Raw genomic sequence first — 19,656 nt, 5'->3', positions numbered from 1 at the left:
CGGCCGTGCGTTCCCCGGTTTTCGCAGGCGGACCCTGGGCCGAACTCTTGGCGCGACACTGACCCACCGCCATCCCACGACGCTCGCCGGGGGTCTTCGGCGCTGGGATCCTTGGGCTTTCGTCGCATGACCCGCAACCTCCGGAACCCCCCCGACGAGGCCTTAGTTGCTTTATTGGGGATATTTCGGGCATTAAGGGATTCTTCCTGCGGTGTTGTTCGTTGCCGAAACGGCGACCGCGCCACACCGCGGTCGTGCGGCCGTTCGTGTTCCTCCGGTCGTACGGCGAACCGAGCGGGTGCCCAGCGGGTCTCCCTTGGTAAAGGATCTAGGCTGTCAGGCTGGGACACAGGAGTGCATATGGGACAACACGCGGTCGATGCCGTCTCCGATGGCGGTGAGGACACCGCCGCCGGTGAAACGGGGGGCGACGCCCCGGCCGAGGGCGACGCCACGGGCCGGGACGGCGAGGACGGCTCCGCCGCAGGTGGCTCCGGTGACGGGCCGGCCGCCGAGGGAGACGAGATCGGCGGCACGGTAGGGAAGAACGGTGCCTCCGCCGAGACGGCGACGACGGCGAAACGCGGGTCGGCCGCCGCCGGCGGTCGCCGCGGCGCGCTCGCCGGTGACGGCATGTCCGTTGTGATGGCCGCTGCGGCGCCGAAACGCACCCCTGCCGCGGCGGATGCCGACGCGGCCGCCGGTGACGGTGCGCGGGTCGCGGCCCCGGCCGGTGAGAACGTTGACGCGGTCGCCGACGACGGCGCGCGTGCCCCCGAAGCGGCCGAGGACGAGGCCGCCCTGGCCGTCGGCGGCGGTGAGCCGGCCGCGAGCGCGGCTGACGGTGGCGAGGCGGCCGGTGAAGGTGCGTCCGCCGACGACGCGGTCGCGGACGGCGGTGACGCCCCGGCGCCTGAAGGCGACGCCGACGGCGATGAGGCCCCGGTGGCCGATGGCGGCGTTGAGAACGGTGAGGCTTCTGCGGCCGACGAGGACGCGGCTTCGGCCGAGGACGGCCCGGACGCTGCCGCGGCGGAGCCGGGTTCGGAGGCCGTCGCCGACGACGCCGAGCCGGTGTCCCAAGGCGCTGCCCAGACGGACGCCGGAGGGAGGCCCCGGTCCCGCCGGGGTCTCGGGTCCGCGCTGGGGCTGACGGTCGCCTCGGCCGTGGTCTGGGGCGTGGCGCACGTCTGGGCCGGGCGCCGTCTGGCCGGATTCCTCCTGATGGGCCTGTTCGCCATCCTCGTCGGCGGGGCGGTCACGGTCGCCCTGCTCTACCAGCAGGATCTCAAGCAGATCGCGGTCCAGCGCGACTGGCTGGCCGGTATCACCGGCGGCATCCTGGCCCTCGCGCTCGTCTGGGCCGGCATCGTCGTCCGCTCGTACCAGGTCGTACGACCCCGGGGCATGGCCCGGACCGCGCGGATCCTCGCCGGCGCACTGGTCGTCGTGCTCGCCGTCGGCGTGTGCTCGCCGCTCGTCTGGGCCGCGCGCAGCACGTACACCCTGCGGGACACGATCGGCACGATCTTCCACGGCGACAAGGCGCGGCCACAGCCCGTCATCAACGTGGACGACCCGTGGAAGGACAGGCCGCGGGTCAACATCCTGCTCCTCGGCGGCGACGGGGCCGGCGACCGCGTCGGCGTCCGTACGGACAGCATGACGGTCGCGAGCGTCGACACCAAGACCGGGGACACGGTGCTGTTCAGCCTGCCCCGGAACCTCCAGCACTTCCCGGTGATCCCGAGGCTGCGCTCCCGCTGGCCCGACGGGTTCACCGGGGTCGGCGCGCCGGGTGACGAAGGCCTGCTGAACGAGCTGTTCCAGGACGCCGAGGACGACCCCTCGCTCGTGCCCGGCTTCGACAAGGGCCGCCGGGGACCGGAGCTGGTCCGGGAGGAGATCTCCTACCTCATCGGCCAGCCCATCGACTACTACATCCTCGTGAACCTGTTCGGCTTCGCCGACATCGTCGACGCGATCGGCGGGGTCAAGGTGCACATCGCCCAGGACATCCCGTTCGGCGGCCCGGAGGACGGCAGCGCGCCGACCGGAGTCCTGAAGGCCGGCGACCGCGAGCTGAGCGGCAAGGAGGCGCTCTGGTTCGGGCGCTCGCGCACCGCCAGCAGCGACTTCGTCCGCATGGGCCGCCAGAAGTGCCTGATGAAGGCGATCGCCGAGCAGGCCGACCCGCAGCGGGTGCTGACCCGGTTCCAGCAGCTCGCAGCCGCCGCGAAGAAGACGATCTCGGCGAACATCCCGGCCGAGCTGCTGCCCGCCCTCATCAAGCTGTCGAGCACGATGAAGCACGGCGCGCAGGTCAGGAGCCTGATGTTCGTGCCGCCGGAGTTCCACGTCGTCCGGCCGGACGTCGACGTCATGCGGCGCGCGGTCACGAACACGATCACGGCCAGCGAGCAGCGCTCGGCCGCGGCCTCGCCGAATCCCGAGACGTCCGGCGCGTCCCAGCCCTCGGGTGTCTCCGCGGCGCCGGGTGCGTCCAGTGGTCCGTCGTCGACCGAGACCGCGTCTCCGGCCGGCTCGGGCAGTACCGCGGGTTCCGCCGCAGCGTCTCCGAGCGCCGGTGACCAGCCGTCCGCCGGCGCGACGCCCCATGCCCACACCAAGGACAAAGCCGTCTCGCTGACGGCCGCCTGCGGAGGTTAGAGGCCGCATATACAGCCATTCGCGCGGGCCTTCGTGAATTTTTACCGATTGGCGCGATAAGCGGGGCCAGCGTGCCTTACCTTGCTATCGGGCCAGGTGGGGGTCATGCGTCGGGTAGGATCCACCAGTCAACGCCAATGGTCACTTACCGCGTATATTCAATCACTTTGCAAACCGATCGACGGGGCCGCACGTCCCCGAGGGGGATGCGGCCGCAGTGAGCTGCGCTCGCGAGCAGAGGATCAGGAGACTTCATGGCACGGCGTCAGGGTTGGGAGCGTGAGCCGATTCCGGTCGCCGGTCTGTGGCGCGCGCTGGGGCTGACGCTCGCCTCGGCGGTCGTGTGGGGTGTGGCGCACGTGGCGGCGGGCCGCCGGGCCACGGGTTTCACCTTGATGGGCGTGCTGGTGCTGCTGCTGGGCGGGTCCGCGACGGCGGCGCTGGCGTTCCAGGAGAAGCTGAAGCAGATCGCCGTCCAGGGCGTCTGGCTGAACGTCATCACGGTGGCGATCCTGGCGCTGGCGCTCGCGTGGGCGTCCATCGTCATCCGGTCGTACCAGGTGGTGCGGCCGCCGGGGCTGCCGACGGCGATGCGCATCGCGTCGACGACGCTGGTCGTGGTGATGTCGCTGTTGATCTGCACGCCGTTCGTGTACGCGGCGAACACCACCTACGTGCTGCGGGACACCCTGTCGAAGATCTTCCCTGGCGACGACAACTCGGGCCAGCAGGTCGACGCGGCCAACCCGTGGAAGAACATGCCGCGCGTCAACGTGCTGCTGCTGGGCGGTGACGGCGGAAAGGACCGCACCGGCATCCGCACCGACAGCATGACGGTCGCCAGCATCAACACCAAGACCGGGGACACGGTCCTGATGAGCCTGCCGCGGCAGTTGCAGAAGTTCCAGCTTCCGCCCCGGCTGCGGTCGCGGTGGCCGCAGGGCTACACCGGCGACCCCGGCGACCAGGGCCTGCTCAACGAGCTGTACATCGAGGCGCAGCGGCACCCGGACCTGCTGCCGAAGTACAAGAAGGCGACCCAGCGCGGACCGCACCTCCTCGAAGAGGTGATCGGCTACCTCCTCAACATCAAGATCAACTACTACGTGCTGGTCAACCTCGGCGGGTTCAAGGACATCGTCAACGCCATGGGCGGTGTAACGGTCCACATCGAGAAGAAGCTGCCGATCGGCGGCGAGCCGGAGCGGGGCATCCCGCCGTCCGGCTACCTCTACCCCGGCACCCATCACCTCAGCGGCGAGCAGGCACTCTGGTACGGCCGCAGCCGCCACGCCGACGACGACTTCCACCGCATGGACCGGCAGAAGTGCCTGATGAAGGACATCGCCGACCAGGCCGACCCGCAGAAGGTCGTCACGCACTTCGAGAAGCTGGCCAAGGCCGCGACCAACACGATCTCGACGAACATCCCGTCGGCGTTGCTCCCGGCGCTCGTGAAGCTGTCCGGCACCGTGAAACACGGCGCCGACATCCACAGCCTCGCCTACAACCCGGACAAGATCGTCGGCTTCCACGTCTACCAGCCGAACGTGCCGATCATGCGGGCCGCGGCGGCCAAGGCGATCGCCGAAAGCGACAACCCGCAGCAGACCCCGTCCAGCCCGACGGCAAGCGCGACTGCGAAAAAGAAGAACAAAAAGAAGTCGCCGAGCGTCAAACCCAGCGGGTCGACGACCGCCTCCCCGAGTTCGGGCGGCGCGGTCTCGCTGAAGAACGTCTGCGGCTGAGCCGGTCCTCACCGCGGACGTCCGGCCGACCGGAATCACCGGTCCGCCGGGCGGTTGACGCGGAGCGGGCGTCGTGATGAGCGACGCCCGCGACCAGAGGATCAGGAGAGCGCATGGCAGGTGGTCAGGCGGCGGGGCGTCGGCCCATTCCGATCGTCGGTCTATGGCGGGCACTGGGGTTGACGCTCGCGTCCGCGGTCGTGTGGGGCGTGGCTCATGTGGCGGCGGGTCGCAGGGCCGTCGGGTTCACCCTGATGGCTGTGCTCGCACTGCTCGTGGCCGGTTCGGCGACGCTCGTGCTGGCGTTCCAGGACACGATGAAACAGCTCGTCGTCCAGAACACGTGGCTGAACGTCATCATCGCCGCGATTCTCGCGCTGGCGGTGACCTGGGCCGCGATCGTGATCTGGTCGTACCAGGTGGTGCGGCCGCCGGGGCTGCCGGCGGCGATGCGGGTGGCGTCGACGACGCTGGTCGTGGTGTTGTCGGTGTTGATCTGCACGCCGTTCGTGTACGCGGCCAACACGACGTACGTGCTGCGGGACACCCTGTCGAAGATCTTCCCCGGCGACGACCACACCGGCCCGAAGATCGACGCGGCCGATCCGTGGAAGAACATGCCGCGGTTCAACGTCCTGCTGATGGGCGGTGACGGGGGTAAGGACCGCAAGGGCATCCGTACCGACAGCATGACGGTCGCCAGCATCGACACCAAGACCGGCAACACCGTGCTGATCAGCCTGCCCCGCAACCTGCAGTACTTCCAGATGCCTGCCAGGTTGCGCTCCATCTGGCCCAACGGCTACCGGCCGGTCAACGCCACCCTCGGGTACGACGGGATGCTCAACTCGGTCTACCTGAGCGGCGAGAAGAACCCCAGCCTCGTCCCCGGATTCAAGCAGGGGCAGCGGGGCTCGCACCTGCTCGAAGAGGTGATCGGCAACCTCATCGGCATGAAGATCAACTACTACGTGCTGGTCAACCTCGACGGCTTCAAGGACATCGTCAACGCCATGGGCGGCGTCAAGGTTCACATCGAGAAGGCGCTGCCCATCGGCGGTGAGATGGTCAACGGCCACTACACCAAGCCGCCGACCGGCTGGCTCCATGCCGGCACCCAGCATCTGAACGGCGAGAAGGCCCTCTGGTACGGCCGGTCCCGCGACGCCGACGACGACTTCCACCGGATGGACCGGCAGAAGTGCCTGATGAAGGACATCGCCGACCAGGCCGACCCGCAGAAGGTCGTCACGCACTTCGAGAAGCTCGCGAAGGCCGCGACGAACACCATCTACACCAACCTGCCCTCGACGCTCCTGCCCCCGCTGATCAAGCTGTCCGGCACCGTCAAGGGCGGTAGCGACATCACCAGCCTCGCCTTCAACCCGTGGAAGATGCAGGGCTTCGACCCGGTCTCCCCGAACGTCGCGCTCATGCGCCAGCTGACCACCAAGAGCATCGCCGACAGCGAGAACCCGCACAAGCCAAGCCCGAGCCCGACCACGACCGTCAAGAAGCACAAGAAGAAGGTCAAGACCGGCGTGACGGCGAGCCCCACCGCTTCCAGTGGTTCCGGCGGATCGGTCTCGCTGAAGAACGTCTGCGGCTGAGCCGCTCCTCGCAGCGGAGCCCCGGCCGCCTGGCGGCCGGGGCACGGCGGTCCAGGCGCGGCGGTCCGGGGCACGACGATCCGGGAGGCAGAATGTGCTGATGACCGGTATCCCTCCGCTGCGCCGGCGCGTGCTCGTGGCGATCGTCGGCGTGGCCGCCCTCGCGGTCGTGCTCTTCGCGATCCCGCTGGCGATCGCGTTGCAGCGGTTGTATCGGGACGACGCGATCGTGTCGCTCGAACGCGACGCGACCCGGATCTCGGCGGCGGTGCCCGACAACATCGCGCGCCACCCGAAGCCGGTGCCGCTGCCCACGGGCATGTCGCGGCACCTGAGCGTGGGCATCTACGACCTCAACGGCGACCGGGTCACCGGCCGCGGCCCCCGGAACTCACCGGTCGCGGGCGCCGCCGGGGACGGGCGGGTGCACGAGGCCGTGGAGAACGGCTTCCTGGCCGTCTCCGCCCCCGTGCCCTCCGACGAGACCATCGTGGCGGTGATCCGGGTCGCGACGCCGTACAAGCACATCACCGGGCGCGTCGAGAAGGCCTGGCTGCTCATGGTTGCACTCGCGGTCCTCGTCATCGGGCTCGCCGCCGTGGTGGCGCGGCGGCAGGCGGGCCGGCTCGCCGCGCCGCTCGAACGGCTCACCCGGGACGCGCAGGCGCTCGGCAGCGGCGACTTCAGCATCCGCGCGCGGTCCGTCGGCGTCCGCGAGGCGGACGCCGCGAGCCGCGCGCTGGAGGCGACCGCCCGGCGCCTCGGCGACCTGCTCGAGCGCGAGCGCGCGTTCAGTGCGCACGTGTCCCACCAGCTCCGCACCCCGCTGACGGGGCTCCTCCTGGGGCTGGAATCCGGCCTGGCGGGGGGCGACCCGCGCGCGGTCATCCGTACCGCCCTGGAGCGCGGCGAGCACCTCCAGGAGATCATCGACGACCTCGTGCGCCTCTCCCGGGGCAGCTCGGCCGACCGGGGAGTGCTCGACGTCCCGACGCTGCTGGCAGAGGTCCGCGCCCGCACGGACGTCACCGTGCGGATCGAGGACGGCCTGCCCGAGGTACGGGCGTCGCTGTCGGGCGTGCGCCAGATCCTGAACGTCCTCGTCGACAACGCGGTCACCCACGGCAAGCCGCCCATCACCGTGTCCGCGGTCGACGTCGGCCAGGGCCTCGCGATCGAGGTCGGCGACGAGGGCCCGGGGGTCCTCGACGGCTACGACGTCTTCCGCGGCCCGTCGGACGGGCACGGCCTCGGCCTCGCCCTGGCGCGCTCGCTCGCCGAGGCCGAGGGCGGACGCCTGGTGCTGCGGCGCCCCTCACCCCCGGTCTTCAGCCTGCTACTGCCGACGAGCGACTATCGTGGCGCCGGTTGATCTCGATGCCCTGTCACTCACACCTCCGCCACCGCGTCGCGCTCGTACCGGTACCCGCGCCCGCGCAGCGTCGTGATCTGCCCGTACGGGCCCAGCTTGCGGCGCAGCGTCGACACGTGCACGTCGAGGGTCTTGGTCGGGCCGAACCAGTTCTCGTCCCAGACCTCGTCCATGAGCTGCTCGCGGCTCACGACCTCGCCGGCCCGGGTCACGAGCGCGGCCAGCAGGTCGAACTCCTTCGGGCGCAGCGGCACCTCGGTGTCGTCGATCTGCACCCGGCGCGCCGGCAGGTCCAGGCGCAGCCGGCCCACCGTGATCACCCGGTCGCCCGGCTCGGCGGCCCGGCGGCGCAGGTGGGCGCGGATCCGTGCGACGAGCTCGGTCAGCCGGAACGGCTTCGTCAGGTAGTCGTCGGCGCCGGCGTCCAGCGCGACGACCACCTCGAACTCCTCGGTCCGCGCCGTCAGCACGACGATGACGGTGAGGGGGAGCTCCGCCCGCAGCCGCCGGCACAACTCCACGCCCTCGATGTCCGGCAGGCCGAGATCGAGCAGGATAAGATCCGGCGGATGCGCGCGTACGTCGGCCAACGCCGCTGCTCCGGTCGTGGCGAGGCCTGCCTCGTATCCACTGGCGGACAATGCCTTCAGCAATTCGGACCCGATGATGGCGTCGTCCTCAACCACCAGGATGCGTTCCCGCGTCACACCCCTGATCCTAAGGAACCCTCCAAGGTGGTCGAGGGTTGACGCAAAGAAGTGTTCGTTTCACCCGAAAGCAGCCGAGGGGTTCTGCAGCATGACAGACGTCAGTGTGATCGTGATCGTCTACAACGACGCCGATCGCCTGCCAACCGCCGTGCGGTCCGTGCTCGACCAATCGCATCGCGACGTCGAGTGTGTGATCGTCAATGACGCCAGCACCGACGCGACCGCCCAGGTCGCCGATTCGCTGGTGGCGGCGAACCCGCATCGGGTCCGCGTCGTGCATCGGAAGGACAACTCCGGAGGCTGCGGGCAGCCGCGCAACGACGGCATCGAGGTGGCGCGCGGCACGTACCTGATGTTCCTCGACAGCGACGACACCCTCGATCGGCACGCCTGCCGGAACATGGTCGCCACGGCGGAGCAGACCGGCGCGGAGCTGGTGTCGGGATGCTGCTGGCGGGTGTTCCCCGACAAGGGCGAGGAGCGCGCCTGGTACCGCGGCGTGTACCGCGACCGGGCCGTCTACTCCTCCGTGCGGGAGCGGCCGGAGCTGCTGTACGACACGCTGTCCACGAACAAGCTGTACCGGCGGGACTTCCTCGACCGCGAGGGCCTGCGGTTCGTCGAGCGGCTGCACTACGAGGACCTGCTGTTCAGCACGCAGGCGTACCTCGCCGCGCGGAAGATCGCGATCATCCCGCACCGGGTCTACAACTGGATGACCTACGAGAACGCCGTCACCCTCTCCATCACCAACCAGCGCTCCGAGGTCCGCAACTTCGCCGACCGGCTGCAGATCTTCCGTCGTATCGACGCGGTGTACGCCCGGTACGGCGCCGACGACCTGAAGCTCCGCAAGGACATCAAGTTCCTCAACCACGACCTGCTGCTGTACATCCGCGGCCTGCGCAGCCGCAGCACGGAGTACCGCGAGGCGTTCGTCGACCTGGCCCGCGACTACATGAGCAGCCTCGACCCCCGCGCGTTCGAGGAGGCCCACGAGCTGCAGGCCATCATCGGCTTCATGATCATGAACGGGGACATCGAGGGCGCCGTCTCGGCGGCCGACTACGTGCCCCGCAAGGGCGCCAAGCCCCGGCTGACCGCCCCGCTCGTCGAGCAGGACGGCCGCATCTACTGGTCGGCCGACCACCTCGACACCGAGGACGGCCGCCGTGTCCTCGACGTCACCGACCTCGGCATCCACTCCCTGCCGCTCAAGAGCCTCAACCCCGGCGGCTCCCTCACCGGCATCGAGCGCACCGGTGCGACGTACCGGCTGACCGGCGACATCGTGAACCCGCTCGGCCGGATCGCCGCCGACGCGAAGCTCACGGCCCGCCTGGAGATCCGCGACCGCAGCCGCAAGGGCCGGTTCTTCTCCGTGCCCGCGTCGGTCACCCACACCGGCGGCCGCATCCACTGGGACGCCGACGTCCGGCCCCAGCGCGACATCCGGCCGCTCGGCTTCGTCGACCAGAGCTGGGGCCTGCGGCTGCGGCTCACCGCCGGCGACGAGGAGCTCATCATCCGGCTCTTCGCCGACCACGCCATGGACGACATCGCCCTTCCCGTACGGCCGCGCCTGACGCGCCTGGCCGGCGACCACCTCGAGGCGTACGTCCCGGAGAACGGCGAGATGTCGTTCCGGCTCGTCGCCCACGGACGGATCGCCCGCGCGTTCCTCACCGCCCTGCGCGGGTTCACCTCCAGCGGGCGCGGGCGGCGCTGGTGGGTCGGCCTGCTGCGGAGCGAGAAGGCGCTGCGCGACGTCTTCACCCGCCGCAGCACCAAGATGTCGGTCTACAACAAGGTCTTCGTCCGCCTGCCGATCCGCCGGAACACCGTCGTCTTCGAGAGCCACCTTGGCAAGCAGTACTCCGACAACCCGAAGTACATCTACGAGGAGCTGCGCAAGTCCGGCGCCAAGTACACCGCGATCTGGTCGTACGCCGGCAGCTCGGCCGGCTACCCGAAGGACGCCAAGCTCGTGCGCCGCGGCTCCTGGTCGTACTACCTCGCCCTGGCCCGGGCCCGCTACTGGGTCGACAACCAAGGCTTCCCGCGCGAGGCCGTCAAACGCCCGCAGACCACATACATCCAGACCTGGCACGGCTCGGCGTACAAGCTCATGGGCGTCGACGCGCCGGAGACCAAGCGCGGCACCCGCGCGCAGCGGGCCCGCCTGCAGGAGATGGTGGACCGTTTCGACCACTTCCTGGTCCGCACCGAGCAGGACGCCCACACCCTCGTCAAGGGCCTCGGGGTCCGCGCCGAGCTCATCCGCAGCGGCTACCCCCGCAACGACGCCCTCGTCAACCGCGGAGACGCCACCGCGCTGCGCAAGAAGCTCAAGCTCACGGACGGACGCAAGGTCGTCCTGTACGCCCCGACCTTCCGCACCGACGACAAGGGCAGGCCCGAGAAGCGCCTGGAGATGCCGTTCGACCTCGAACGCTTCGCCCACGAGCTCGGCGAGACCCACATCCTCCTCGTCCGGCCGCACTACCTGAACACCGTCGTCGTGCCGCCCAGCCTGAGCGGCACCGTCCGCAACGTCATGGACGTCGACGACGTCACCTCGCTGCTGCTGCTCACGGACACGCTGATCACGGACTATTCGTCGATCATGTTCGACTACGCGCTGCTCGACCGGCCGATGGTGTTCTTCGCGCCGGACCTCGACGACTACGTACGCTCCCGCGGCGCGTACTTCGACCTCAAGGAGCACGCGCCCGGCCCCGTGGTCGCCGAGCCCGACGAGCTGTTCGCGGCGCTGCGCGACCTCGACCGCGACACGTACGCCAAGCAGCGCCGCGCCTTCGTCGAGAGGTTCGGCGAATACGACCAGGGAACGGCCGCCAAGCAGGTCGTCGAGCGCTTCTTCACGGGGAACGGCAATGGCTGAATCGCGCGACATCTTCATCGTCTGCAACAACCACGAGGAGCTCGGCGGCCTCCAGCGCTGGGCCCACCACGTCGGCCGGCTCTTCACCGAGCGCGGCCACCGGGTGCATATCATCGGCATCACGCACGCCGAGGAGGCCTACGACTACGGCCGCGACCTGCCGTACGGGCTGCACACCCTGCACGAGACCCCGCCGCCGCCCCGCAAGGGCGGCCGCATCCGCGAAGCGCGGCGTGTCGCGGCCCAGCGCCAGGGCGCCGCGAAGCTCAGTGCGCTGTTCCGCACCGCCCGGCCCGGCGGGATCGTCATCGCCGCCCAGGTCTGGGCCATGGAGTGGGTCGCCCTCGCCGACACCGCCGGGATGGCGGTCATCGGCATGAGCCACGAGTCGTACGCCGCGACGAAGGGCTCCTCGCGGTTCCCCCGTGTGCAGCGCTACTTCGCCGACGTCGACCGGCTCTGCGTGCTCACCACCGAGGACGCCGACGCGTGGGCTCGCGCCGGGATGTCCAACGCCGACGTGATGCCCAACCCGCTGCACGTCACGCCCACGGCCTTCCCGGACCTCACCGCGCCCGTCGTCGTCGGCCTCGGCCGGCTGTCGTTCGAGAAGGGCCAGGACATGCTCCTGGAGTCCTGGGCCAAGATCACCGAACGCGCGCGGACCAGCCCCTCACCGAACCGCCCGCCGACGTGGCGGCTACGGCTGTACGGCTCCGGACCGGAGGAGGAGGCGCTGCGCCGCAAGGCCGACGAGCTCGGCGTCACCGTCGAGATGCCCGGCACGACCTCCGACATCCAGGGCGCTCTGACCAACGCCTCGATCTACGCGCTGCCGTCGCGGAGCGAGGGCTTCCCGATGGGCATCCTGGAGGCCATGGCGTACGGCCTGCCCGTCGTCGCGTTCGACAGCGCACCCGGCGTCCGCGAGCTCATCACGCACGAGGTCGACGGCATCCTCGTCACCCCGGGCAACGTCACGGAGTTCGCCGAGGGGCTCGAACGCCTTATGGACGACCCGGACCTGCGCGCCAAGATGGGGGAGGCGGGCCGGCAGTCGGTCCAGCGGTTCTCGGCCGACGTGGTCGTCGACCGCTGGGAGCGCCTGTTCTCCCTCGTCTACCGCTGACGGAGCGGACGCAGCCGGCGCAGCGGCCGGGGCAGGGAGCGTTCCTCCGCACCGGCCGCTAAAGTCCGCCCGGCGCCCTGCGACCTCTCCGTGTCCTCGGGGGACTCGCCGTCCTCACTCGCTCCGCGGGCGGCCTCCGTCGTGCCGGAGGCGCGCCCAAGGACGCTGCTCAGCCGCCCACTCCGCTCGCTGCGTCGGGCTCGCTCCCGGGTGCACGGCCGTGCGGGCGCCCCCCGCTCCTCCACCGCCTGGATCGCCAGGCTCACCAGGCTGATCAGCAGCGAGCCCGCGGTGTCGGTGTCGAGGCGCACGGTCACCCAGTCGTCGCCCGACCGGATGACGATCTGACCGGACTCGGTGAGCACCTGGTCGAGCCGGTCGATGAACGGCCGGGTGAGCCGCAGATCGGCCTCGTCACCGGTGTGCAGATGAAGAATCTGGGTGCCGTGGAACGCGAATCCCCGGCCGACGCCGCACGATGGACGACCGGTGTCCAACCCGGGCCACGCCGTCAGTTGTGCGGCCACTCGTTCGGCTGTGCTCCGGCTTTTCGGAGGGCCTGTCACGGACCCAGCATCCCGTGCCACACGCGTTCCCATAAGGGCTCGCGCCTTAATCGTTACCAAGCGATTTATCGCTCTCTTTGCCTTCCCGCCACCATCGTGACGCTCGGCGGCCCATTCCCGGGGAAGGGGAGGATCGCCCGTCTCGATCTTCCAGGAGGGTCGTACGGTGGACGAGTGATCTCTCGCAGCGACGTCGAAGCGGCCAGAGCCCGGATCGGCTCCCGGGTACGCACCACACCGGTCTTCGCGGACGGCGACCGCGTGCTGAAGCTGGAGCAGCTCCAGCACACCGGCTCGTTCAAGGCGCGGGGGGCGTTCAACCGCATCCTCGCCGCCGCCGAGAAGGGCGGCCTGCCGGACGCGGGCGTGGTCGCCGCCTCCGGCGGCAACGCCGGGCTGGCCGTCGCGTACGCCGCCCGCGAGCTCGGCGTCCCCGCCGAGGTCTACGTCCCCGAGACCGCGCCCGCCGTCAAGGTCGCCGGGCTCAGGGCGCTCGGCGCCGCCGTCGTCCAGGTGGGCCGCGAGTACGCCGAGGCGTACGACGCCGCCACCAAGCGCGTCGCCGACACCGGCGCGCTGTTCTGCCACGCCTACGACCAGCCGGAGATCTGCGCCGGGCAGGGCACCCTCGCGCTCGAACTGGAGGAGCAGACCGGCGGAGTGGACACGGTCCTCGTCGCGGTCGGCGGCGGCGGGCTCATGGCCGGGATCGCCGCCGCCCTGGAGGGCCGGTCCCGCGTCATCGCCGTCGAGCCGCACGGCTGCGCCTCCCTGAACGCCGCACTGGCGGCCGGCGAACCGGTCGACGTCGAGGTCTCAGGCGTGGCGGCCGACTCCCTCGGCGCCCGCCGCATCGGCGAGATCGCCTTCGCCGTCGCCCGCCGCACCGAGGTGACGTCCCTCCTGGTGAGCGACGAGGACGTGATCGCCGCCCGCCGCGACCTGTGGCGCCGCTACCACCTCGTCCTGGAACACGGCACCGCCGCGGCGTACGCCGCCCTCCTGACCGGCGCCTACCACCCCGCCCCAGGCGAACGCCTCGCCATCATCTGCTGCGGTGCCAACACGGACCCGTCCGATCTGACAGAGCGTGGAGCTTCGACCACCACAGAGTGAACCTTGATAGCGTGGCCACCACGAAGGTTTCTTGGAGGCCGTCTCCGCAGAGGAGATCAGATGACGGCGGCGCCGATGCCCGATACACCTGAAACGTCACAGAAGCGCCCGTGGTACACCCCTCCGGAGCAAGGGTTCAGAGCAGAAGACCTCGATCACATTCCGGAGCTGCCTCCTCACACTGAGCTAATCGATGGCAGTCTGGTCTTCGTGAGCCCCCAGACCAACTTCCGCACATCTACGATGGACGTCCTTGTGAGCGGGCTCCGGAAAACCGCTCCTTCCAGCGTTCGGGTGCGTCGTGAAATGACGGTCACGCTAGACCCGCGGCAGCGGCCCGAGCCTGACGTGGTGGTCGTTCGTGCCGACGCCGTAACGGGAATGCGCCAGACCAATTTTCGAGCGGCCGACGTCATCCTGGCGGTGGAGGTGGTCTCTCTCGAATCCGAGGTGCGCGACCGGAAACGGAAGCCGCAGTTGTACGCGGAGGCGGGGATTCCACACTTCTGGCGAGTGGAGGACACTTCTGGGCGGCCGACAGTCTGCGTGTACGAGCTCGACGTAGCGACGAAGAGTTACGCGCTGACCGGGATCCACCACGATCGGCTCAAGCTCACGGTGCCGTTCGACATCGACATCGACCTCACCGAGACCGACCGGCTTTGACAGGTGCCTGCCGCCGGCCCAGGTGAGCGCGTCGCTGTCATCTGCTGCGGCGGCAACACGGATCCCGCGGATCTCACAGAACGTAGAATGTCGGCCACCGTAGAGTGAGACCCGAACGCGGGCCCTTGAGATTCGACGGGCAGCATGGCGGAAGCGCGGACCAGGGATCTTTACCGTCTGCCTCCAACTCGCCCCGTACATGAATTTCATTGAGCTCACTTCGCCGGCCCATCGGTCCGCTGCCGGGTGTCCGGCTGGGCGAGGGCGCGGCCGGTGAGATACCGCCGTTCGGGGATGCTGGCCGTGCGCCGTGCGGCATCCAGGTAGTCGGACGCGGCGCCGTCGTGATCGCCGGCGAGTTCCCTGAGATGTGCCCGGGTGGCCAGGAGCCGGTGGTGGCGCGCCATCCGGCTGTCGGACTCCAGGGAGGCGACCAGCTCCAGCCCTGCCCTCGGTCCGTGCACCATCGCGACCGCGATGGCCCGGTTCAGCGTCGTCATCGGATTCGGGGCGGCCTTCTCCAGCAGGTCGTACAGGCCGAGGATCTGCGGCCAGTCGGTGTCGTCCATCGTGGGCGCCTCGTCGTGCACCGCCGCGATCGCCGCCTGCAGTTGGTAAGGCCCGACCGCGCCGCGGGGCAGCACCTCCGAGATCAGTGCGACGCCCTCGGCGATCGAGGCCCGTGTCCAGCGTGTCCGGTCCTGCTCGGCCAGCGGGACCAGGGCGCCGTCGGGCAGTGTGCGGGCGGGGCGCCGGGCGTCGGTCAGCAGCATCAGGGCCAGGAGGCCGGCCGTCTCGCCGTCCTCGGGCAGTAGCCGACGCAGCAGGCGTGTGAGGCGGATGGCCTCGTCCGACAGGCTCGCCGCGGTCAGGTCCTCGCCCGAGGAGGCGGTGTACCCCTCATTGAAGATCAGGTAGAGGACGTGCTGCACCGCGCCCAGACGTTCGCGGGCCTCGCCCCGCGGCATCTCGAACCGTATCCCAGCGGATTTGATCGTCGCCTTCGCGCGGCTGATGCGCTGCGCCATCGTCGCCTCGGGGACAAGGAAGGCCGCGGCGATCTGCGCCGTCGTCAGTCCGCCCACGGCGCGCAGCGTCAAAGCGATCTGACTGGGCACAGACAGCGACGGGTGGCAGCACAGGAACAGCAGTTTCAGCGAATCCTCGCGGCCGGCCGCCGCCTCGCCGGGGTCGGCGGTCGAGTCCGCGGGACGGGCGAGCAGCTCAGACTGCGGCGTCGCGGCGAAGATCGCGTCCTCACGCCGGCGTCGCGAACTGTCGCTGCGGGACTCGTCTATCAGGACGCGGGTCGCGACCGTCAGCAGCCAGCCGCGTGGGCTCTGCGGGATCCCGTCCCGGGGCCAGTGCCGCACGGCCTTGAGCAGCGCCTCCTGGGTGGCGTCCTCACAGGCGCCGAACTGGCCGTAGCGGCCGGTGAGCGTGCCGAGGACCTGCGGCGCCAGTTCGCGCAGCAGGTCCTCGACGCGTCGCTGGACTCCGTCCGTCACCGGTTCGGCCTTGACCTCAGGCGTCGTTCGCGGACTCGTGCAGGATCGGCCAGACCTCTGTCGGGTTCTGGTCCGCCCACGGCATCGCCGCGGCGAGCTCGTAAGCCCGCTCCTCGGTCTCGACGTCGACGAGGTAGAAGGAGGCCATGTACTCCTTCGTCTCCAGGTAGGGGCCGTCGCTGACGGCCGGGACCCCGTCCTTGCGCGTCACCAGTTTCGCGGCGGCGGCATCGGCCAGCCCGTATCCGCCGAGCAGTTCCCCGGTCGCCGTGTACTTCTTGTTGTAGGCGTCCTGCTTGGCGATCTCGCGCGGCCAGTCCTCCGCCGGGATGCTGGACCACTTCTCCTGGTTGCCGTAGATCATGAGCAGGTACTTCATCGCGGTTCCTCTCTCCGATGGATCACAGCCCGGCAGGCCGCCGTCGGCACGCCCCGCCACGCTCTCACCGGAGGAACGAAGCTGCCTCCACGTTCTCGACATGCCCCCGCCGGACTTCTTCCTACCGATCCGCCGGGGCCCGTGTCGAGAAACGCGGGTGGGCCCCGTTCCCCCTGAGAAGGCACCACCGCAGAACCCAGGAGGGACACCATGTCCATCACGCCCGCCTCCACGCGCACGTCCGCCGCGCTGTCCGCGTCATTCCTGGCGCGCCGCCCCGTCTGGCAGGTCAGCTACCTGTCCGGCCTCGCCGCCGGCGCCGCCGTCGAGACGTGGGGACTGGCCGCCCGAGCCGCCGGCGTGCCAATGAGGGCCGCCGGCCTCGGCTCGCACCACGCGACGCCGATCACCGTCGGCATGTTCGCGATGGGGACGATGGTCGTCACGTTCTGGTTCACGTTCGCCGTCATCCTGATGGCCCGTTTCGCGAAGAACCCCAAGCGCACCTACCTCCGCACGGCGCTGCCACTGCTCGCCCTCTCCCTCGCCACGCCGCTCACGGCAGCGGACACGGTGATCTCGACCAAGCTCACCCTCGCCGCCGCACACCTGATCGCCGGTGCGATCATCATCCCGGCAGTCGCGAGGCGACTGTCGCGAGTACGGTGAGCAACGCGGTCACGGCTGTGCCGACGTCCGGGTGCGGGGCTCCTCAGATCCAGTCGCGTTTGCGGAAGGCGATGTAGAGGGCGACGCCGGTGACGACGAGGATGACGATGCTCGACAGGAAGCCCCAGGACTTGCCGAAGCCGGGGTACGGGACGTTCTCGCCGTAGAAGCCGGTGATGGCGGTGGGGACGGCGATGACGGCCGCCCAGCCGGTGAGCTTCTTCATGACGAGGTTGAGGTAGTTGCCCTGCATGGCGATGCGGGTCTCCTGCAGGCTCGTCACGACGTCGCGCAGGCTGTCGGTCCAGTCGGTGGCGCGCAGGACGTGGTCGTAGACGTCCTGGAAGTACGGCGCCATCGGGGCCGGGACGATCTCCAGGTCGCGCCGGAGCAGGGTGTTGACGACCTCCCGCATCGGCAGGACGACCCGGCGCAGCAGGGCGAGGCTCTTGCGCAGCCGGTAGCTTCGCTGCTGGGTGCCGCCGTCGGGCATGCGCCCCGCGAAGAGGTCCTCCTCGAGGCCGTCGACCTGGTCGTCGAGCGCCTGCACCGCCTCGAAGTGGCCGTCGACGATCAGGTCCAGCAGCCCGTGCAGGAGGTAGGCCACGCCGTACTGGGCGAGGTCCGGAGAGCCGTCCCAGCGCTCGAGGAGCCCGTCGAGGTCGAAGCCCTTGTCGCCGCGTACGGTCACCAGCGCCCGTCCCGTGATGAACGCGGAGATCTCGTGCTTGTCCAGCTGCGTGCCGTCGGCGGAGAGGTGGACGGAGTAGGCGTTCAGGAACAGGTGGCCGTCGTACCGGTCGAGCTTGGGCCGCTCGTGGTGGCTGACCGCGTCCTCGACGGCGAGCGGGGACAGGCCGAGTTCCTCGGTGATGAGACCGAGGCCCTCGGTGTCCGGCGCGCACAGGTCCAGCCAGACGACGGTGTCCGGCTCGGCGAGGTAGTCGCTGATCAGGTCGGCGGGGAAGTCCTCCGCCTCCAGCCGTCCCTTGCGCCAGACCCTGGTCCGCGGTTTCAGATCCATGACCCGAACCACATGCGGGCATGCCAGGAGTCGTACGTCAGGACCTGGCCCGCCAGCACGGGGTAGAGGTAGTAGAAGTTGGCCAGCACGGTGAGGACGTACGCGCCGGTGATCGCGGCGCCGAACACCCGGCGTGCCGGGAGGGCGGTGGCCGGGCCGATGATCAGTCCGATCACCAGCACGATGGACAGCACCATGAACGGCAGCATCGGCGTGGCGTAGAACAGGAACATCGTGCGGTGGTTCAGGCCGTAGTAGAACCAGGGCACCCAGCCGGTCAGGAACCCGAGGAGCGTGACGCCGGCCCGCCAGTCGCGGTGTACCAGCCACCAGGCGGCGAGCACGAGCATCGTGACGATGGACACCCACCAGATGGCCGGGGTGCCGATGTCGAGCACCTCACGCGAGCAGGTGGACGCGCCGCAGCCGGACGGCTGGGTGTAGTAGAAGGCCACCGGCCGTTTGAGGACCAGCCAGTTCCACGGCCAGGACTGGTAGTCGTGCTTGACCGTGAGCGTGGTGTGGAAGTGCCACATCTGCTTGTGGTAGTCCCACAGCCGGGGCATCGCCTGGAAGAACGCGGTCACCGGGTTGGACGCGACACGGCCGCGGCCCCAGCCGCCGGCGTTGAAGATCCAGCCGCTCCACCAGGCGACGTAGGTGATGACGCTCAGCACGGCCACGGACAGGAACGCGGGCAGTGCCTCCAGGGCGAGCGCTCCGGCGTACGGGCGCTGCACGCCGGCGGCCCGCCGGGCGCCGATCGACCAGATGAGCGTCAGAGCGCCGAACGCCGCGATGTAGTACAGGCCGGTCCATTTCGTCGCGGTGGCCGTGCCGAGGCAGAGCCCCGCCGGGATCAGCCACCAGTGCATGACGAACGGGCCGAAGCCGTCGTGGTCACCGCGTTCGGCGATCTTTCGGGCGAGTCGGGCCCGGGAGACGTCCCGGTCGATGACGATGCACGCGAACGCGGCCAGGATCCAGAACATCACGAAGACGTCGAGGATCGCCGTGCGGCTCGTGACCAGGTGCATGCCGTCCAGCGCGAGCAGCAGGCCGGCGGCCATGCCGAGCAGCGTCGACCGCGTCATCCGCCGGGCGACCCGCGCGAGGATCAGCACCGACAGGGTGCCGATCAGCGCGGCCGAGAAACGCCAGCCGAACGGCGTCATGCCGAACAGCCACTCGCCGATGGCGATGATCCACTTACCGGCGGGCGGGTGCGCGATGAAGCTGCCGCCGTCGGAGAAGATGTTGAGGTTCTGCGGGTGCTGGAGCAGGAGCTTGTCGGCGTCCTTGACCGTGTTGTGCTCGTACCCGAACTTCAACAGCGCGTACGCGTCCTTCGCGTAGTACGTCTCGTCGAAGATCACGGCTCTGGGCTTGCCGAGATTCCAGAATCGCAGCACGCCCGCGAGCAGGGTCACGGCCAGCGGGCCCAGCCACCCGAGCAGCCTGTTGCCGGGCACCTCCGGCATGAGCCATTGCCGCAGCGAAGGTGGTCTTCTTCTCTGCTCGATCCGGGTCTCGGGTTCGATTCCTGTCATCGCCACCACCCCGACATCGTACGGGCGAGAGCCG

General features: G+C 69.8%; 15 protein-coding genes. 9 read left to right on the top strand and 6 right to left on the bottom strand.

The features are described from left to right. Positions 1–360: 360 nt before the first annotated feature. The 4 genes from ABEA24_RS46180 (at position 361) to ABEA24_RS46165 (ending at position 7,400) form a co-directional block, all read left to right on the top strand. Positions 361–2,670, top strand: a complete 2,310-nt coding sequence (locus tag ABEA24_RS46180; protein WP_345441144.1) for an LCP family glycopolymer transferase — start codon at positions 361–363, stop codon at positions 2,668–2,670. 254 nt (positions 2,671–2,924) lie between these two features. Next, positions 2,925–4,418 (top strand): LCP family protein, encoded by a 1,494-nt coding sequence (locus ABEA24_RS46175; protein ID WP_345441141.1) that lies wholly within the window; start codon positions 2,925–2,927, stop codon positions 4,416–4,418. A gap of 113 nt (positions 4,419–4,531) precedes the next feature. Then, on the top strand, positions 4,532–6,028 hold the full coding sequence (locus ABEA24_RS46170) for an LCP family glycopolymer transferase (protein ID WP_345441138.1): 1,497 nt from the start codon (positions 4,532–4,534) through the stop codon (positions 6,026–6,028). Positions 6,029–6,128: 100 nt separating this feature from the next. Beyond that, on the top strand, positions 6,129–7,400 hold the full coding sequence (locus ABEA24_RS46165; protein ID WP_345441135.1) for a sensor histidine kinase: 1,272 nt from the start codon (positions 6,129–6,131) through the stop codon (positions 7,398–7,400). A gap of 17 nt (positions 7,401–7,417) precedes the next feature. Here the strand turns inward: ABEA24_RS46165 and ABEA24_RS46160 are convergent, their stop codons facing one another. Continuing rightward, the gene (locus tag ABEA24_RS46160; protein WP_345441132.1) at positions 7,418–8,107 is read right to left on the bottom strand and encodes a response regulator transcription factor; all 690 of its coding nucleotides are present in this window, start codon (positions 8,105–8,107) and stop codon (positions 7,418–7,420) included. Between the two features lie 91 nt (positions 8,108–8,198). Between ABEA24_RS46160 and ABEA24_RS46155 the strand changes: the two genes are divergently transcribed. Further along, complete coding sequence (locus tag ABEA24_RS46155; RefSeq protein WP_345441130.1) at positions 8,199–11,015, top strand: bifunctional glycosyltransferase/CDP-glycerol:glycerophosphate glycerophosphotransferase; 2,817 nt, start codon at positions 8,199–8,201, stop codon at positions 11,013–11,015. Further along, positions 11,008–12,144 (top strand): glycosyltransferase, encoded by a 1,137-nt coding sequence (locus tag ABEA24_RS46150; protein ID WP_345441127.1) that lies wholly within the window; start codon positions 11,008–11,010, stop codon positions 12,142–12,144. The genes ABEA24_RS46155 and ABEA24_RS46150 overlap by 8 nt, the downstream gene beginning before the upstream one ends. Here ABEA24_RS46150 and ABEA24_RS46145 read toward each other — a convergent pair. Beyond that, entirely contained in the window at positions 12,135–12,671 is a 537-nt protein-coding gene (locus ABEA24_RS46145; protein ID WP_345441124.1) for a luciferase domain-containing protein, read from the bottom strand. The genes ABEA24_RS46150 and ABEA24_RS46145 overlap by 10 nt on opposite strands. Before the next feature lie 213 nt (positions 12,672–12,884). On the opposite strand from ABEA24_RS46145, the gene ABEA24_RS46140 reads away from it, so the two are divergent. Both ABEA24_RS46140 and ABEA24_RS46135 read left to right on the top strand, forming a co-directional pair. After that, positions 12,885–13,826, top strand: coding sequence for a threonine/serine dehydratase (locus ABEA24_RS46140; protein WP_345441121.1), 942 nt, complete (start codon positions 12,885–12,887; stop codon positions 13,824–13,826). A 60-nt stretch (positions 13,827–13,886) separates the two neighbouring features. Then, positions 13,887–14,492, top strand: a complete 606-nt coding sequence (locus tag ABEA24_RS46135) for a Uma2 family endonuclease (RefSeq protein ID WP_345441118.1) — start codon at positions 13,887–13,889, stop codon at positions 14,490–14,492. Positions 14,493–14,707: 215 nt separating this feature from the next. On the opposite strand, the gene ABEA24_RS46130 is transcribed toward ABEA24_RS46135, so the two are convergent. Together ABEA24_RS46130 and ABEA24_RS46125 are read right to left on the bottom strand one after the other, a co-directional pair. Continuing rightward, the gene (locus ABEA24_RS46130) at positions 14,708–16,000 is read right to left on the bottom strand and encodes an RNA polymerase sigma factor (protein ID WP_345441115.1); all 1,293 of its coding nucleotides are present in this window, start codon (positions 15,998–16,000) and stop codon (positions 14,708–14,710) included. Between the two features lie 16 nt (positions 16,001–16,016). Next, on the bottom strand, positions 16,017–16,379 hold the full coding sequence (locus ABEA24_RS46125) for a YciI family protein (protein WP_345441112.1): 363 nt from the start codon (positions 16,377–16,379) through the stop codon (positions 16,017–16,019). 210 nt (positions 16,380–16,589) lie between these two features. Between ABEA24_RS46125 and ABEA24_RS46120 the strand changes: the two genes are divergently transcribed. Next, entirely contained in the window at positions 16,590–17,048 is a 459-nt protein-coding gene (locus ABEA24_RS46120; protein WP_345441109.1) for a DUF6069 family protein, read from the top strand. A gap of 43 nt (positions 17,049–17,091) precedes the next feature. On the opposite strand, the gene ABEA24_RS46115 is transcribed toward ABEA24_RS46120, so the two are convergent. Both ABEA24_RS46115 and ABEA24_RS46110 read right to left on the bottom strand, forming a co-directional pair. Then, entirely contained in the window at positions 17,092–18,072 is a 981-nt protein-coding gene (locus tag ABEA24_RS46115) for a magnesium transporter CorA family protein (RefSeq protein WP_345441106.1), read from the bottom strand. Continuing rightward, on the bottom strand, positions 18,063–19,622 hold the full coding sequence (locus ABEA24_RS46110; protein ID WP_345441104.1) for a dolichyl-phosphate-mannose--protein mannosyltransferase: 1,560 nt from the start codon (positions 19,620–19,622) through the stop codon (positions 18,063–18,065). The genes ABEA24_RS46115 and ABEA24_RS46110 overlap by 10 nt, the downstream gene beginning before the upstream one ends. Positions 19,623–19,656: the final 34 nt, after the last annotated feature.

It is taken from the genome of Actinoallomurus vinaceus (assembly GCF_039542055.1).
GTDB lineage: Bacteria > Actinomycetota > Actinomycetes > Streptosporangiales > Streptosporangiaceae > Actinoallomurus > Actinoallomurus vinaceus.
This window is presented reverse-complemented; position numbering and strand designations above follow the sequence as displayed.

Coding starts and splice junctions, on each gene's coding strand:
- ABEA24_RS46180 (WP_345441144.1), top strand. CDS start 361: ATGGGACAACACGCGGTCGATGCCGTCTCCGATGGCGGTGAGGACACC.
- ABEA24_RS46175 (WP_345441141.1), top strand. CDS start 2,925: ATGGCACGGCGTCAGGGTTGGGAGCGTGAGCCGATTCCGGTCGCCGGT.
- ABEA24_RS46170 (WP_345441138.1), top strand. CDS start 4,532: ATGGCAGGTGGTCAGGCGGCGGGGCGTCGGCCCATTCCGATCGTCGGT.
- ABEA24_RS46165 (WP_345441135.1), top strand. CDS start 6,129: ATGACCGGTATCCCTCCGCTGCGCCGGCGCGTGCTCGTGGCGATCGTC.
- ABEA24_RS46155 (WP_345441130.1), top strand. CDS start 8,199: ATGACAGACGTCAGTGTGATCGTGATCGTCTACAACGACGCCGATCGC.
- ABEA24_RS46150 (WP_345441127.1), top strand. CDS start 11,008: ATGGCTGAATCGCGCGACATCTTCATCGTCTGCAACAACCACGAGGAG.
- ABEA24_RS46135 (WP_345441118.1), top strand. CDS start 13,887: ATGACGGCGGCGCCGATGCCCGATACACCTGAAACGTCACAGAAGCGC.
- ABEA24_RS46125 (WP_345441112.1), bottom strand. CDS start 16,379: ATGAAGTACCTGCTCATGATCTACGGCAACCAGGAGAAGTGGTCCAGC.
- ABEA24_RS46120 (WP_345441109.1), top strand. CDS start 16,590: ATGTCCATCACGCCCGCCTCCACGCGCACGTCCGCCGCGCTGTCCGCG.
- ABEA24_RS46115 (WP_345441106.1), bottom strand. CDS start 18,072: ATGGATCTGAAACCGCGGACCAGGGTCTGGCGCAAGGGACGGCTGGAG.
- ABEA24_RS46110 (WP_345441104.1), bottom strand. CDS start 19,622: ATGACAGGAATCGAACCCGAGACCCGGATCGAGCAGAGAAGAAGACCA.